This is a genomic window from Faecalibaculum rodentium (assembly GCF_001564455.1).
Lineage (GTDB): Bacteria > Bacillota_I > Bacilli_A > Erysipelotrichales > Erysipelotrichaceae > Faecalibaculum > Faecalibaculum rodentium.
Genome location: NZ_CP011391.1, coordinates 1657438 through 1672662, shown reverse-complemented (window position 1 = coordinate 1672662; position 15225 = coordinate 1657438). Strand labels below are relative to the sequence as shown.

Genomic DNA, 15225 nt, shown 5'->3' with positions numbered 1-15225 from the left:
GGAACCGGCCGGCGGTCCGTCAAAGGATGCCAGCCGGTTTTTCGGCTTCATGCCCGGTCCGGATCCGGTTGCCTGTCACCTCGACGCTTTCCTTTCTCCGGTTTTTCCTGCAGGCCAGGATATTTCAGGTAAGATGAACCTGCAGGCAGCCCGGCCTGTGTTTCACCCGCGAATCCGCCCCGGGCATTCCAGGACTGGACTGCCCGCAGGCCCCGCAAAGGAGACCGGCATGCAGGAATTCATCTTTTCCAATGATTTTTACAAATCCATCGAACTCATGGTGTACACCTCGGGCCACGAAAAATGTGAGCCGCTTCATGCCTATGGACCCGCTGTGCGTTCTTCTTTCATGTTTCACTACATCCACAGAGGGAAGGGGATCTATCAGGTCCATGACCGGACGTTTCACCTGGAAGCCGGGGACATGTTTCTCATGATCCCTGGCCAGAGGATCTTCTATCAGGCGGATGAAAACGACCCCTGGGAATACTCCTGGATCGGGCTGCAGGGGATCAAGGCGGAGGAATACGTGAAGCGCAGCGGTCTGTATGAGACACTGGTGTGCTCTCTTGAGGCGGATTCGCCCATCACCGGCATTTTCGAACGGCTGCAGTCGGCTTTGCATCAGGACAATGCGGATCTGCTGTTCAACGCCTGTGCCTGGGAGTTTGTCTACCAGCTGGCCTCCCTGCTGCCACGGCAGCAGAAACCGGCAGCCCTGACACCCGATGAGTACACAGAGATGATCCTGACCTATGTGGAACAGAATTACGAGCGGTCCATCACCGTGCAGGAAATCGCAGACCACCTGGCGCTGGACCGCAGCTATGTGCATCGGATCTTCAAGAAGCGCATGAATATGTCCGTGAAGGAATACATCCTCTCGCTGCGCATGGCGGATGCCAGTTCCTATCTCATCCATACAGACTTGCCGGTGAGCGACATCGCCCGCTCCGTGGGATACGATGACGTTCTGTATTTTTCCCGGTTGTTCCGCAAAAAGAAGGGCCGTTCGCCTTCGGAATACCGGAAGCAGAAACAGCAGGAGCTGGCGGACAATGCCGTTCTGCCGGATGTGACGCCTGCCCGCAAGACCGTGCCTGACAAAGCGGAAAAGAAGCAGGCATCGGATCAGGAAGCTGCTGACAAAGCGTGATCCCGGGACGGGACACGAAAACAGAGAGCAGAAAAACAGTCAGAGATCAGCCCGTAAAAGGCAGTCCCTGACTGTTTTTTTTGCTGTACGAGAGTCAGACTGTGAGCTTGTGTGCGGCAGACCCGGAACCGGGAGAAGCCTGCTGCACAGAAGCAGGAGGAACCTGCTTCCGGGATGCTGCGGGTCTTCGGTTCACAGACTCAGGGGCTGTTCCGGATTTCAGCACGGAGGCAGTCTGCGGACCCTGCAGCGCCTGGATGGCTGCTTCGCAGGATTCTGTTCCCAGTGCCGGCTTCCAGTCGATCCGGATGGCATCCATGACACTCAGAGTCCCTGTCAGAGGAATCGAGCAGGACAGGGAAGGCTGTCCGGTGCTGTAGATCCGGGTGGTGAAGGCTTCTTCGCCTTCATTCAGGAAGATCTCCAGGGAACTGGAATCGCTGAAGACATCCAGACTCTCCAGCGGACGCCCCTGCAGATCGATGTGCCGGCTGGTACGGCCGTCCCCATTCCGGAGAAACTCCATCGTGACCACACCATGGGCATACCTGAGAGATACATCCTGGCGGATGACCATCTCAAACGGCCGGTTTTGAATATCTGCGGTTTCCAGCACGAAGCTGCGGCTTTCCGGATACACTGGTCTGCCAGGTTCCAGCGATACGGTCTGTGATTCTGTCCGCAGATCCAGAATCTCATGGATCGGATACTGGCAGATGCGGCCGTTTTTCACTGAGAGCTGCCGCGGCATCGTCAGAGAGTAGATCCATCCCTCGGCTGTCTCGGGATTGCCGTATTCCGCATCCGGCGTGAGCCGGAAGACACCGTTCTGGTATACGTTTTCATACTTGTATCCATCCTGCGCCACGCCCTGCGGACAGCACAGCAGGAAAACCTGCTGGTCCAGTTTGAAAAGCACCGGGCACTCCCACATATACCCGAAGCCTTCCGGAGTGCGGATCACCTGCCGGAAGGTGAGATCTTCCAGATTGTCCCGGCTGCATTCATAGACCAGGGCGCAGCCGCGGGAGTCCCGGATCCGGGCACCGATCACCATGTACAGGCGCCCGTCAATGTCCGAAACCTTAGGGTCCCGCACATGACAGGAAAGGGCGTCGGGATAGTCCTCATTTCGCAGCAGGACCTTTTTCTCCGAGAAATGGATCCCGTCTGCGGAGTGCAGAGTGTTGGTATAGTGCCCGCGGCCCTCGTTGATGTAGTCGAAGTCACCGTCATGCAGGATGTTCCCTGTATAAAACAGGTGCAGGATCCCATTGTGGCTGAAACCGCCGCCGGAGTAGCAGCCGTCTTTGTCGATTTCGCTGTCCGGGCACATGAGCGTGCCCGGGTCCGCGAAGTGTTTCCAGTCCCTGGTCACATAATGTCCCCAGCTCTTGTGCAGCCCCAGGTCCTGTGCCGGTGTGTACTGATGGAAAATATGGTACAGGCCATTGTGCTGACAGAGCCCGTTGGGTCGGAGATCCAGCCAATGTCGGCCATGAGGTGCCAGGTTTGCCGGTACTGACCGGCAAGGACCGCCGGAAGGCGGTCATGCAGGGCATTTTGTATTGCTTTTTTCATAGTTCGATCTGTTTTCTCTTGTGTCAGTCCTTCTGTGTGATGGTCATCAGCGAGTCACCCCAGTTGACGGTCCCCGTGTTCTGGACAGTGACCGGCTGCATGGACGTGATGACCACCGGTGTCTCTGTGGACAGGCCTTCCGCCTCGATGGCCTTCAGGTCCATCCGGGCGATTTTCTGACCGGCTTTGACCGTATCACCTTCGCCCACATACAGCTCGAAGGGACGGCCTTCCAGGCTCACGGTATTCCGACCCATGTGAATGAGCAGCTCCGTGCCCTCCTCGGTGCGGATGCCTAGGGCGTGCTTCGTCGGGAAGACCATCAAGACGGGACCGTTCACCGGGGAGACGATGAGCCCTTCCTCCGGCATGAACACCATGCCATCGCCCATTCTCTTCTGGTTGAACACCGGATCCGAGCACTCGGTGATGAAGGCAGCCTTGCCCTTCACAGGGGAGTACACCACATTGGGTTCGGCTTTGACAGCCGGTATTTCCTTCAGTTTCTTTTCCTGCGCCTTTTTCTCCTTTTCAGACTTGCTGAAGCGGCCGATGAGCACCGTGAACAGGATGCCCGGGCCCAGGGCGATGAGATGGGCAACGATGTAGTTGACATAGCCGTTGTTGGCGGGATTGGCAATGGCCAGACCAGGCAGGGCCGTGGTGCCAAATCCCAGGGCCGTCAGATGTGTCAGGTAGACATAGGCGCCGGAGACCGCCGAGGCCAGACAGCCGGCAATCAGCGGGAATTTGTGGCACAGGTTGACACCGAAGATGGCCGGTTCAGAGATCCCGAAGAGCGTGGACAGGAAGGAGGGAATGCAGATTTCCCGGTCCCGGACATTGTTCCAGTGCAGCAGCAGGTAGCCAAGCACCGCGCCGCCCTGGCCCATCAGGGCCACAGACATCAGCGGGTTCAGGAAGTTGGTGCCGGTGTCTGCAATCAGCTGGGCTTCAATGGCGCCGAAGATGTGGTGCAGGCCGGTAATGACAATGATCTGCTGGACACCCGCAAAGAGCATGTAGCCCAGGACGCCCAGGTTTTCCGTGGTCCAGATCAGGCCGGTGGTGATCCAGCTGGAGAGCGTTCTGCGCACAGGTCCGACAATGGTGAAGAGAAGCAGGGTGGAGAGCAGCACGGTCAGCAGGGGAGACACCAGCAGTTTCACTGCATCGGGGATCTTCTTGTCGAAGAACTGGTCGAGTTTCGCGGTGACGTGGCCCATCATCAGGGCAATGATGATACCGCCCTGGAAGCCCACGAGTTCAATGGAGACCCCGAACAGGCTCAGGGTCTCCGGCGTGGCCAGTCCCTGGGCTGCATCGTAGGCGTTGGTGAGGTTCGCCGACAGCATGATGGCGCCCATGACGATGCCCGGAATGGGCTTGCCGCCGCAGCGCCTGGTGGCGGAGTAGCAGACCGCCAGGGCAAGGACATCGAAGATGCCGGCGGAAGCGATGGTCACAAGACGGTTGATGGCATAGAGCGTGGCGTTGTTCTGGACGAATTCCAGATTGTTGAGCACACCCGTCAGGGCAAGCAGCAGGGCTGCCGCCAGAATGCCGGGCATGATTTCAATGAAGACATCCGACAGGGACTTGATGGCGATCTGCAGCGGATTGTGCTTTTTGGCTCCCGCTTCCTTGATGTCTGTCAGGGACATGTTTTCGGTATGGGTGTATTTCGAGAACACATCATAGACAGCGTTGACCAGGCCTGCCCCGAAAATCATCTGGAGCTGGTCGCCTGCGACGAAGGTGCCCTTGCACAGGTCGATGTTGTCAAGCTGTTCCATGTCAGCTTTGTCGTTGTCCTTCAGGACAATGCGCAGACAGGTTGCACAGTGAGCGGATCGGCGATGTTGTCCATGCCGCCCACAGCTTTCACGATTTCTTCCGAGATCTTCTGATACCTTTCTTCTTTGTTCATGTACTTTCTCCTGTTTCAGCATGTGGTCCCATCTGCAGCTGGCGTCCTGTGGCTGATCACGGTTTCAGTATATCGGGTTCCGGAAAATCCCTGAATTGACGGATGTCGCCTGAATAGGGACAAATGTTGTGTCAAAAGAAACCGCTTGCAGGAGGAGCGCCGATGGTGGGAAGATGGCGCAAACGGGCAGAAGGCGGACTGCTGCAGGTCAGTGAAACCGAAACTGCCGGCATCCTGACCGTTCATCGGGATCAGATCAGGGAAGACAGCCGATGGGACAGACCACGACAGGCCATATACAGAGGATGCAAGTAACCCGGTTTCGCCAGGTGTCCGTTTCGCCCGGCACCGGCAGCCAGGACAGTCAGGGTATCCATGTATCCGGACAGACCCTTCCAGCGCGGGATTTGCGGGGCATGGGGACAACAGGGGCAGGCCGATATGTCTTTTTGTGGATTCTGTATGGAGGATTGAGGAGAGAGGAAGGACAGATGTTGCATACGGGAACCGGCTCTCTACAATAAATGCAGTAAGAGGCGGCGGATGGCCGCTGACACAGGAGGTACGAGGATGCCCATTTCTTTCAAACAGACATCCATGACATTTCACCTGTACAACAGGGAACTGAGCTATATCATCAAGATCCTGCCGGAAGGCATTCCCGTCCAGCTGTATTTCGGTGCCGCGCTGCCGGACAGGGACAACTGGGACTATCTGCTGGAGTTCGCCGCCAGGCCGATGTCGGTCAACTATTCCCTGGACCGCACAGACATGAGTCTGGAACACCTGCGGCTGGAGTACCCCATGTCCCTGTCCGGCGACATGCGAAACGGCGCTGCGGACATCCGCCAGAAAGACGGCAGCCGCATTGCGGAATTCGTCTACGAATCCCATGAGATCCGGGATGGCAAACCCTCGCTGGAGCCTCTGCCCGCCTGCTATGTGGAGTCAGCGGACGAAGCCTGCACGCTGGATCTAAGGCTGTGGGATGAAAAGATCCGGTCGCGGCTGGTGCTGTCCTATACCATCTATGAAAACCGGCCGGTGATCTGCCGCAATGCCCGGATCGAAAACCTGGGCAGCGAGGGCTATATCCTGGACCGGATGATGTCCCTGTCCCTGGACCTGCCGGACGACGACTGGGAACAGATGGTGCTGGCAGGTGCCTGGGCCCGGGAGCGGAACATTGAAGTGCATCCCCTGCACACCGGAGTGCAGTCCATTTACTCCCTCCGGGGCCATTCTTCCCACAACTACAATCCGTTCCTGTGCCTGAAGCGCCGGGAAACCACGGAACAGGCCGGCGAGTGCTTCGGCCTGTCCCTGGTGTATTCCGGCAACTTCCTGGCGGAGACAGATGTGAACACCTATCACACCACCCGGGTGTCCATGGGGATCCACCCCTATACCTTCTCCTGGCCCCTGCAACCGGGTGAGTCCTTCCAGACACCGGAGGCAGTGCTGGTCTATGCACAGAAGGGACTGAATGCCATGTCCCAGGCCTTCCACGGCTTGTTCCGCGAACGCCTGGCCCGGGGACGCTTCCGGGATGAACCCCGGCCGCTGCTCCTGAATTCCTGGGAAGGCATCTACATGGATGTGGATGAAGCCAGGGTCCTGGAGATGGCACAGGCCACCGCAGACCTGGGCCTGGAGATGTTCGTGCTGGACGACGGGTGGTTCAAGGGCCGCGACACTGATTCCACATCCCTGGGGGACTGGGTCACGGACAGCCGGAAACTGCCGTCCGGCCTGGGCAGCCTCAGCCGAAAGGTGGAGGATATGGGCATCCAGTTCGGGCTCTGGTTCGAGCCGGAGATGATTTCCATGGATTCGGATCTCTACCGCAGCCACCCGGACTGGCTCATGCACACACCGGGACGCCGGATTTCCACCGGCCGGAAACAGTTCGTGCTGGACTTCGCCAATCCAGAGGTCGTGACGTATATTGGCGATACCATGGAGAAGATCCTGGACGAAGCCAGCATTTCCTACATCAAGTGGGACATGAACCGGTCGCTCTCGGAGGTCTACTCCCTGCATTATCCTGCGGATCAGCAGGGGACGATCTATCACCGGTTCATTCTCGGGGTCTACGCCCTGTATGACCGCCTCACCAAAGCCCATCCGGAGATCCTCTTTGAATCCTGCGCTGCCGGCGGGGCGCGGTTCGATCCCGGTATGCTGTATTACGCTCCCCAGACCTGGACCAGCGACGACACCGATGCGGTGGAACGTCTGAAGATCCAGTATGGCACGAGCATGCTCTATCCGATCTCGTCCATGGGCTCCCATGTGTCTGCCATTCCTAACCACCAGCTGCACCGGCTGACGTCCCTGCATATGCGGTTTGCGGTCGCGATCTTCGGCACCTTTGGCTATGAACTGGACCCGCTGGCGCTGACAGAAGAGGAAAAAGACGAGATCCGGGACCAGGTGCGGTTCATGAAGAAATACCGGCGCCTGATCCAGTTCGGGACCTTCTACCGTCTGCAGTCTCCCTTTGCGGGAACGGAAACTGCCTGGATGGTGGTTTCAGAAGACAAAACCCAGGCAATCGTGGGCTATTACCGTGTGCTGCAGGAGATCAATGCACCCTTCCGCCGGCTGAAACTGCAGGGGCTGACTCCCGACAGGCTGTATGCCATTTCCGGAAAAGAAGAGCAGGAATACGGCATAGAGCTGCAGCGGGCCGGTCTGGTGCTGACGGATGCCTCTGCGTCCGAAAACCGGGATGGCCGCAACGAAGGGGATTACCTTGCACGGCTGTTTGTCCTGAACGCCGTGGACTGAGTCCGGGAATCTTCCGGCAGTCTGCGGATGATGGCTCTGAAGTACCCAGGCTGATGAATAACAGAACCCCCGGCAGGACGGATAGCTGCCGGGGGTTCTGTATTGTATGATTTCCTGCTGTATCAGGGCCGGAGCCGGAATCACTGGCTGACAATATCCGTCACTGTCACCATCGGCCTTACTGACGAAGGATCACTGAGCTGCAGCGGCTTTCTCCCGGACTGCCGGCCGGCAATGGAACACGGCGCCGGCCATGAGCAGGGCGGTCACACACAGGCTGATGGGGAAACACAACATGAGGAACGGAAATGTGGGATGCTGCGGGAACACCGCGAACACCCACACCAGGCGCACACCGCAGACCCCGAGGACCGTGAGCAGGGCAGGGACCAGGGAGATCCCGAAGCCCCGGAGGTAGCCGGAGAAGCTTTCGTAGAGGACACTGAAGACGTATCCCGCGAAGACGATCACCATTCGCCAGTACCCGTTTTCAATGACCTGGGGACTGCTGTTGAAGATGGCCAGCAGGCTGCGGCCGCAGGAAAGCACCAGGGCAATGGACAGCACCGTGGCAAGGATGCCTTCGGTGATGGACACACCGAGGATCTTCCGGCAGCGGTCGAACTGCCCGGCGCCGTAGTTCTGGGATACGAAGGTGGTGCATGCCTGGGTGAAGGAATTCAGGACGTAGTAACAGAAGATCTCGACGTTGAACGCTGCACTGCTGGCGGCCATGACCACGGTGCCGAGGCTGTTGATGGCGGTCTGGATGATGATGTTGGCAATGGCGAACACCGAGCTCTGGAGACCGGCGGGCAGGCCGATGCGCAGGATCCGGGCTGCAACGGCCCTGCTGGGGTGCAGGTCATGAAGGGACAGCCGGATGGGTTTGTCGGTTTTCAGGAGGATCGCCAGCAGGATCAGGGAGCTGATGACATTGGCGATCACCGTGGCAATGGCCACCCCTGCCACGGAGAGATGCACAACAATCACGAAGAAGAGATTGAGGATCACGTTGATGACACCCGATACCGCCAGGGCCAGCAGCGGGGTCTTTGTCTCGCCGATGCTGCGGAAGACCGATGCCTCGAAGTTGTAGAGGAGGATGGCGGGCATCCCGGCGAGGTAGATGCGCATGTACTGCAGGGCATGGGGGTACACGTCGGCGGGGATGTTCATGAGGGAGAGACCCGTCCCGATCACCGCTTCGCCGATCAGCGTGGTGGCCAGTCCGCAGGCGATGGCCAGCAGCAGGGAGGTCTGGACCGCCTGTTCGATGGTCTTCGGTTTACGCTGCCCCACCGCCTGGGCTATGACCACATTGGCACCCAGGGCAATGCCCACGAAGAAATTCACGAGCAGGCCGACGATGGGACTGTTCGCACCGACAGCAGCCACGGCTTCAGTGCGCCCGGTTTGGGCGAAGGAGCCGACAATGGCGATGTCAGAGGCGTTGAAGAGCTGCTCGAGCATGCCGGTGGCGGCAACAGGCAGCGCAAAAAGCAGGATCCGGTTCCAGACCGGTCCCTGCAGCATGGTGGATCCTGGATGTGCAGACGATTCGTTCATGGGCTTCTCCTTTGTGCCGGTTCAGTCTGATGTCTGACCGGGTGACAGACAGAGAGAGTATGTTCCTTGTGCAGGAAAAAGGCAAATGCCTGATATGGATATTCATATATGACAGCAGGGCATGAAAGGGGGTTGAAGCCACTCGGGAAGAAGATGGCACTCCCGAAAACCCGCCCAGTTGCCGGAAAGACTGTGATCCCGGTGCTTTTCGGCGGGCAGAGTTCCACTCATACAGGGAATCCATCTTATCTGGTTTTAAAATATCATGCATTGTATAGAGAAAAGATTGATATGTATATAAATGTCAATCTGTTTCGCCATGATCGTTGTTTCAACTGGAGATGCTACAGGATGTATCTCAACGGCACAGGCAGTTGTTTGCGGCTGCCTGTACCGTTGCGTTCAGGGTGTATTCTGCCTGCCCCCAATGGTTCGATGCCGGTCACTCCCCTGTTCCAGCTTCTGTTCCACCATCGGCGAAACACCGGAATTCCATGCGGTCACCTGCCTTGAAAGCGCTTTGGTACGCCGGATACAGTATCGGCGTCAGGGAGAGTCTGGAAAAGGGCTTCTTTATCATCAGACACAAAGGAGAACACAATGCAAAAGTACAAATGGGCGATCACGGGATCCGGCTGGATCAGCACACAGATGGCGCAGGCGCTGCAGGACACGGGACATGAAATCACCGGCATTTTTTCCATCGACGAGGAGGGTGCGAAAGAGGCAGCGGACAAGTACGGAATCAGAACCGTCTATCCTTCGCTGGAGGCCATGCTCGCAGACAGCGATGCGGACATTCTCTACATCGGTACGCCCAACGAAGTCCACGAACAGGAAACCGTGGCGGCGCTGCAGGCAGGAAAACATGTATTCTGCGAAAAGCCGCTGGGTCTCAATGACCGGCAGTTCAGCCACTGTCTGGATCTGGCGGAAGAGAAGGGCCTTGTGCTCATGGACGGAACCACGCTGCTTCATATGCCGCTCTATCGGAAAATCCGGGAAGTGATGGAATCCGGGAAGCTGGGCCGGCTGAAAATGATCCAGGTGTCTTATGGCATTCAGAAATCCTTTGATCCAAAGAGCCGCTTCTATTCCCTGGACCTGGGTGGTGGGGCGCTGATGGACATTGGTCTGTACGCCGTGAGCTTTCTCTGCCTGTATCTGGACGGCACGCCGGAAACCATCCGGACGTGTGTGTCCCGGGCTTCGACGGGGGTGGATGACACGAGTGCCATCATTGTCCAGAACGACCGGAACCAGATCGGCACGATCGCTCTGTCGCTGGACTGCATGATGCCGGAACAGGCGGTGCTGTGTCTGGAAAAAGGGTATATCCTGGTGAACGGGATCCAGCGCGAGGAAGGGGTCGACAACGGATTCCCACGGGCCGACCATGCCATTCTCTGTTATGCAGATGGCAGGACGGAGGAGATCCGCTGCGGTAATGCGGAGAAGGCGCTGGAGTACGAAGCAGCGGAAATGGAGGAAGCCATTTCACAGGAACGCCGGCCGGAAGGGCTGCTGCGGGCCAAATCCGTAATGAAGATCCTGACGGATATCCGGAAGGAGTGGGGAATCGAGTTTCCGTCGGAGACGGGCCACTGACTGTCCGCGAGGCATATGCCGGATCCGGTGGAAGACCATGGGTCTGGAGACTGCCTGCGGGCGGTCTTTTTCGTTCGAGGCAGACACCTGCACGGGTGGCAGTGGAGGGGCCATCCCCATACAGAGAAAAAGCCCTGCCGGCTAAGATACACCAGGCAGGGCAGCGGATCATGATTGATTTTTGCGGATCACTGTTTCGGTGTCCAGCGACCGAAAATGCCGCAGGGCAGAACACCGCCTTTTGTGACCGGCAGCAGGTTTTCCCCGACTTCCACGCTGCCCCCGCGTGTATCCACCAGCACCCGGGTCAGCGTTTCTTTCATGGCTGACAGGGGAAATCCCGTGGTGTAGCAGTTGACGAGGAAAAACAGCGGGTCATCGCTGAGCAGCCTGGCGCACTCGCTGACGAGTTCGTACAGCTGGTCTTCCAGCTTCCAGAGCTCCTGGTTCGGTCCCCGGCCATAGGAAGGCGGATCCATAATGATGCCGTCATATTTGCGGCCCCGGCGGATTTCCCGCTTTACGAACTTCAGCACATCGTCCACGATGAACCGGATCGTGTGGTCTTCCAGGTGGTTGATATGCATGTTCTCCTTGGCCCAGGCCACGATGCCCTTCGACGCATCCACGTGCACGACTTCATCTGCTCCCGCTCTGGAGGCCGCCATGGTGGCTCCGCCGGTGTAGGCAAAGAGGTTCAGGATCCGCACGGGGTTGTCCGATTTCGCTTTTCTCTCCCGGATGGCCTCCATGGTGAAATCCCAGTTGGCAGCCTGTTCCGGGAACAGCCCGGTGTGCTTGAATCCCGTGGGGGAGATCTTGAAGCGCAGGTCCCGGTAGCCGATGGTCCAGTTTTCCTTCACCGGTTTTTTCGTTTCCCAGTACCCGCCGCCTTTGTTCGACCGATGGTAGACAGCGTCGGCACGATTCCATTCTCCTTCGCTGCGGATCGGCCAGATGGCCACGGGATCCGGCCGGCGCAGGACGACTTTGTTCCAGCGCTCGAGCTTCTCCCGGTTACCTGTATCAATGACTTCGTATTCTTCCCAGCCGTTGGCGATCTGGTTCATGTTCCTTCACATCCTTTGTTTCTGTCTTCTATTGTACTTGCTTTGGACATGATATAATCACACCGTGCAAAGAAATCGACTGAAACCGCTGGCGTATCTCGCCCTGTCTGCCCTGCTTCTGACCGGCTGCTCCAAGCTGACACCGCAGCAGGACACAAAGCAGGAAGAAGAACTCCGGCAGGAAACCAAAACCTACACCGTAAAGGAAAATCCCTCGTATTTTGCCCCGGCAAATCCCACGAAGTACATTGCCGGGACCTACGATGCCCTGAGCGCTTCGCTGTCCCAGAATGAGGCAGATCAGGCGAAGGCGGCAGCCACGTATTTCCTGGCGGACTTTTTCACGCTCTCCAACAAGGAAGAAGAGGGGGATGTGGGGGGCATGGACATGATCCCTTCCGCGAGTGCAGACGCCTTCCGGGAATACGCAAAGTATTACTACTATCATGTCCTGCCTGTCATCCGCAGCAAACAGGGACCGGGTGCCCTGCCGGAGGTCACGAACGTGGAACTGACTTCCCAAAAACAGGAAGAGGTCACGTACATGGACCAGACGTATCCCGGGTACAGCTGGACGGTCGCACTCACCTACGCCGACAGCCCGGATTCATCTGAATTCAAAACTTCCGCCAAATGCACGATAATCAGAATGGATGATGTGCATTATGTGGACCAGGCGGATGTCACCGGGGCCCGCGAGGCGGGAGAACCCGCCAGCGTGTGGCGTGTGGTGGCAGTCACGGACCAGTAAGGCAGGAAGCAGAATCCTGTCTTTTTCATTGGCTGCAGGATTGGGCGGATTGACCCGCACCGGCAGTGGTGAGACTGCAGGCACAGAATAACGGGCGCTTCTGCAGGAGGCCCGGAAGAAGAAAGAAGGAGACAGCATGTTTGTACAGCTGATTTGCAGGGACCGGAGTCCGAAGGAAATAGAAGAACTGTATCAGATCATTGGCGCGATCTGCGAACGGGAAGGCATCCAGGCGGAGGAACGCGGGGATGCCGTGGAAATCCTGGTGTGCCCCCAGGGCAAGATCCTGGTGACGGAGGAAGACCGGGATGTGACACTCACAGCCAACACCCGGCATGCGGGGGCGGGCTTCCATGCCTTCTGTGTGGATATCTTCAAGGACATCGAAGAGGAACAGCCGGGGAAATACGAGCTGATTGACGACCTGGAATACGCGAACGACGAAGATTTCCACCGTCTGCACCATGTCTATGAAAACGAGCTGGATTACATCCGGAACCTGATCCTGACGGATCCGGATTTCCGGCGGAAAAACTACCTGTATGACGAGACGTATTTCCTGCCGAAGGCGGAGGACGACGAGATCCTGACCAGCCGGGGGCCGCTGTCAAAGAAGGAATTCCAGTCCATGGAGCTGCACGACCTGATGGATTACTTCTATGTCTGGAATGACTGGGACCGGGATGCCCGGTTCTATCGCAATGCGGCTCTGACCCTGCTGGCGAAGGAAGGCGTGGGCGAATACACGGTGATGAACGATGCGACGATCAAGACCGCCAACGAGATCTGCGACTATCTGGAGATTGCCCATGAGAAGGACCCGGCCCTGCCGTTGCCGGTGGACACGTATTTTCTGCTGATCAACCTGCTGGGACGGGAAGACCGTCTGAAGGACTGCCCGAAAATGGCGGGTCCGGCGGTGCAGTACCGAAGCCGGGATGTCTATCACCTCTTTGCGGACTGTCAGGTCGTGGCCCCGGGTGCAGCTGAACGCAGCTTCGATCCCGTGACGAATTCCGTCAACCTCATGGCTCCCTACAAGGAGGAAGGGGAATGGTCGTGGCTGATCCAGGCATCGAAGGATGACCATATCCTGACGGACAAAGCCCAGGTCATGGACCAGGAACCGCACATGGAAGAAGGCGGCATGCTGTGGATGGATGACTGGGAAGAAGACGGGTTTGCGGTGGTCGAAGCCGTGATCCGCAAAGACGAAGACCACTTGTATATTCATGCGATTGCCAACAGCGACAAGTATGTGCCGTACCTGAAGGACTGCATCCGTCAGTCGGGATTCGTGCCCCAGAGGTGATGCCGGTGAGGAAAGCCAGATTATTCACCGCTGTATCCCTGGATGGCTGCCTGCTGGATGAGATGGACTGGCTGCCGGATACCAGAGGGCAGTCGTTCCTCTTCGACACTCATGTCTGGGAAAAACTGGAGCCGGGGCTGGATGCGAACGGTCAGATCACGGTGCTGAGTCCGCGTCCCGTCAGGCATTCGACCGGGGTGCAGTTTGACACCCGGGATGCGGCGGAGTGCCTGCGGGCGCTGAAGGACCAGGAAGGGAAGACCATCTGGATCTGTGCCGGCCCGAAGACCATCCACAAGCTGATGAAGGCCGACCTCATAGACGAGTATGAACTGGTGGTCGTCCCGGAACTCCGGGGCTCACAGGTCCGTCTGTTCAAGGCCGGTATCCCGTCGATGCCCCTGACACTGAAGCGGGTATCCGAGAGCGACGGGCTTGTCTGCCTGAGTTATGAAAGACTGCGCTGACTGGGCGCAGTTTTTTGTCTTTGTTCACTGCCTGGCCAGAGAGAGCGTCAGACAGAAGAGACGGTACTGCCATGGCAGCGGCAAGATAGGGCAATCGTGAAAGGCGGACAGAAAAACACCCGGATCTGTGAAGAGAACCGGGTGGGGATTACAGAGAATCGACGGCATTGTGGACCAGGGTCACGTAGAACATGTTGCCGTAGTCGTAGCGCCAGCCGCCGTTGGCCTTGATGGCCACGGGATTCATGTAGGTTTTTGTCTTGCCGCTGGACTGCTCCTTTGCGAAGGATTCCGCGAGTTCCTGTGTGTGGATGCCTCCATGGACTGCCACATAGTCCAGATAGCCGGCTCCGTAATTGTAGGCCTGGAGCACGGCATTGAAATCCACGCCAAGGGTTTGTGCCTTGTCGAGCAGCGTGGCAAAGTAGGAACAGCCCTGGTCAATGCTCTGCTCGGTGGTCAGGGAATTGGGGTCCAGTCCCAGGGACTCGCTGGACTGCATGACATCTTCGCCCTGTCCGCCGGACTCCACATCCACGATGGCCACCAGCCAGGGCTTGTAGTCCTGGATGCCATACCGGGCGGCGTAGTCGGCAATCATGGGTTCATGGTTCACCGCTTCGCTTTCCGGAGAAATGAAGGCATAGGTGTCATGGACAAAGAACTGTTCCAGTGTATGGAATCCGGCGACTGCGACCAGCATGACCAGCAGCAGGGCGGTCAGTCTGTCCCGGCGCAGGCGGCGCCTGACGCGGATCCTGGATGCACGGCCGTCCGGCAGTGGCGGCAGCTGTTTTGACATAAGCAGTCCCCCTTTCCGCTTTCTGTTCCATAATACCGTGAAACATTGGCACAATTGTCAAAAAAATACCGCAAAAGCAGGAGTGTGTCTTACAAATGCATCATAAAGTGACGGTAAACGGTTCCATGAACCGGAACAGACCGGTCTGTTGTCTCATGACAGCAGCCAGATCTGGCAGACATGAGC

General features: G+C 57.7%; 13 protein-coding genes. 7 read left to right on the top strand and 6 right to left on the bottom strand.

Features of this window, described 5'->3' with window-relative positions; translation table 11 throughout:
* Positions 1–229: 229 nt before the first annotated feature.
* Entirely contained in the window at positions 230–1156 is a 927-nt protein-coding gene (locus aalo17_RS08290) for an AraC family transcriptional regulator (protein WP_067558104.1), read from the top strand.
* 94 nt (positions 1157–1250) lie between these two features.
* Here aalo17_RS08290 and aalo17_RS08285 read toward each other — a convergent pair whose 3' ends face one another.
* The gene (locus tag aalo17_RS08285) at positions 1251–2642 is read right to left on the bottom strand and encodes a glycoside hydrolase family 32 protein (protein WP_257721860.1); all 1392 of its coding nucleotides are present in this window, start codon (positions 2640–2642) and stop codon (positions 1251–1253) included.
* 118 nt (positions 2643–2760) lie between these two features.
* Positions 2761–4533 (bottom strand): glucose PTS transporter subunit IIA, encoded by a 1773-nt coding sequence (locus aalo17_RS08275; RefSeq protein WP_236940464.1) that lies wholly within the window; start codon positions 4531–4533, stop codon positions 2761–2763.
* 296 nt (positions 4534–4829) lie between these two features.
* Between aalo17_RS08275 and aalo17_RS12865 the strand changes: the two genes are divergently transcribed.
* A complete protein-coding gene (locus aalo17_RS12865; protein WP_158507767.1) occupies positions 4830–4982 on the top strand; it encodes a hypothetical protein in 153 nt (50 codons plus the stop codon).
* A gap of 255 nt (positions 4983–5237) precedes the next feature.
* The gene (locus tag aalo17_RS08270; protein WP_067558095.1) at positions 5238–7460 is read left to right on the top strand and encodes an alpha-galactosidase; all 2223 of its coding nucleotides are present in this window, start codon (positions 5238–5240) and stop codon (positions 7458–7460) included.
* 192 nt (positions 7461–7652) lie between these two features.
* On the opposite strand, the gene aalo17_RS08265 is transcribed toward aalo17_RS08270, so the two are convergent.
* Complete coding sequence (locus tag aalo17_RS08265) at positions 7653–9029, bottom strand: MATE family efflux transporter (protein ID WP_067558092.1); 1377 nt, start codon at positions 9027–9029, stop codon at positions 7653–7655.
* A gap of 102 nt (positions 9030–9131) precedes the next feature.
* Positions 9132–9260, bottom strand: coding sequence for a type II toxin-antitoxin system YafQ family toxin (locus aalo17_RS12430; protein ID WP_082743325.1), 129 nt, complete (start codon positions 9258–9260; stop codon positions 9132–9134).
* A gap of 369 nt (positions 9261–9629) precedes the next feature.
* On the opposite strand from aalo17_RS12430, the gene aalo17_RS08260 reads away from it, so the two are divergent.
* On the top strand, positions 9630–10637 hold the full coding sequence (locus tag aalo17_RS08260) for a Gfo/Idh/MocA family protein (RefSeq protein ID WP_067558089.1): 1008 nt from the start codon (positions 9630–9632) through the stop codon (positions 10635–10637).
* 188 nt (positions 10638–10825) lie between these two features.
* Here the strand turns inward: aalo17_RS08260 and aalo17_RS08255 are convergent, their stop codons facing one another.
* Complete coding sequence (locus aalo17_RS08255; RefSeq protein ID WP_067558086.1) at positions 10826–11707, bottom strand: class I SAM-dependent methyltransferase; 882 nt, start codon at positions 11705–11707, stop codon at positions 10826–10828.
* A 64-nt stretch (positions 11708–11771) separates the two neighbouring features.
* Here aalo17_RS08255 and aalo17_RS08250 point away from each other — a divergent pair, with 64 nt between their 5' ends.
* The 3 genes from aalo17_RS08250 (at position 11772) to aalo17_RS08240 (ending at position 14237) form a co-directional block, all read left to right on the top strand.
* Positions 11772–12458, top strand: coding sequence for a hypothetical protein (locus tag aalo17_RS08250; protein WP_067558083.1), 687 nt, complete (start codon positions 11772–11774; stop codon positions 12456–12458).
* Positions 12459–12594: 136 nt separating this feature from the next.
* On the top strand, positions 12595–13770 hold the full coding sequence (locus aalo17_RS08245) for a hypothetical protein (protein WP_067558080.1): 1176 nt from the start codon (positions 12595–12597) through the stop codon (positions 13768–13770).
* Between the two features lie 5 nt (positions 13771–13775).
* Positions 13776–14237 (top strand): dihydrofolate reductase family protein, encoded by a 462-nt coding sequence (locus aalo17_RS08240; RefSeq protein WP_158507766.1) that lies wholly within the window; start codon positions 13776–13778, stop codon positions 14235–14237.
* 148 nt (positions 14238–14385) lie between these two features.
* Here aalo17_RS08240 and aalo17_RS08235 read toward each other — a convergent pair whose 3' ends face one another.
* Entirely contained in the window at positions 14386–15039 is a 654-nt protein-coding gene (locus tag aalo17_RS08235; RefSeq protein WP_067558074.1) for a lysozyme family protein, read from the bottom strand.
* Positions 15040–15225 lie beyond the last annotated feature (186 nt).

Coding starts and splice junctions, on each gene's coding strand:
- aalo17_RS08290 (WP_067558104.1), top strand. CDS start 230: ATGCAGGAATTCATCTTTTCCAATGATTTTTACAAATCCATCGAACTC.
- aalo17_RS08275 (WP_236940464.1), bottom strand. CDS start 4,533: ATGGAACAGCTTGACAACATCGACCTGTGCAAGGGCACCTTCGTCGCA.
- aalo17_RS12865 (WP_158507767.1), top strand. CDS start 4,830: ATGGTGGGAAGATGGCGCAAACGGGCAGAAGGCGGACTGCTGCAGGTC.
- aalo17_RS08270 (WP_067558095.1), top strand. CDS start 5,238: ATGCCCATTTCTTTCAAACAGACATCCATGACATTTCACCTGTACAAC.
- aalo17_RS08265 (WP_067558092.1), bottom strand. CDS start 9,029: ATGAACGAATCGTCTGCACATCCAGGATCCACCATGCTGCAGGGACCG.
- aalo17_RS12430 (WP_082743325.1), bottom strand. CDS start 9,260: ATGAGTGGAACTCTGCCCGCCGAAAAGCACCGGGATCACAGTCTTTCC.
- aalo17_RS08260 (WP_067558089.1), top strand. CDS start 9,630: ATGCAAAAGTACAAATGGGCGATCACGGGATCCGGCTGGATCAGCACA.
- aalo17_RS08255 (WP_067558086.1), bottom strand. CDS start 11,707: ATGAACCAGATCGCCAACGGCTGGGAAGAATACGAAGTCATTGATACA.
- aalo17_RS08245 (WP_067558080.1), top strand. CDS start 12,595: ATGTTTGTACAGCTGATTTGCAGGGACCGGAGTCCGAAGGAAATAGAA.
- aalo17_RS08235 (WP_067558074.1), bottom strand. CDS start 15,039: ATGTCAAAACAGCTGCCGCCACTGCCGGACGGCCGTGCATCCAGGATC.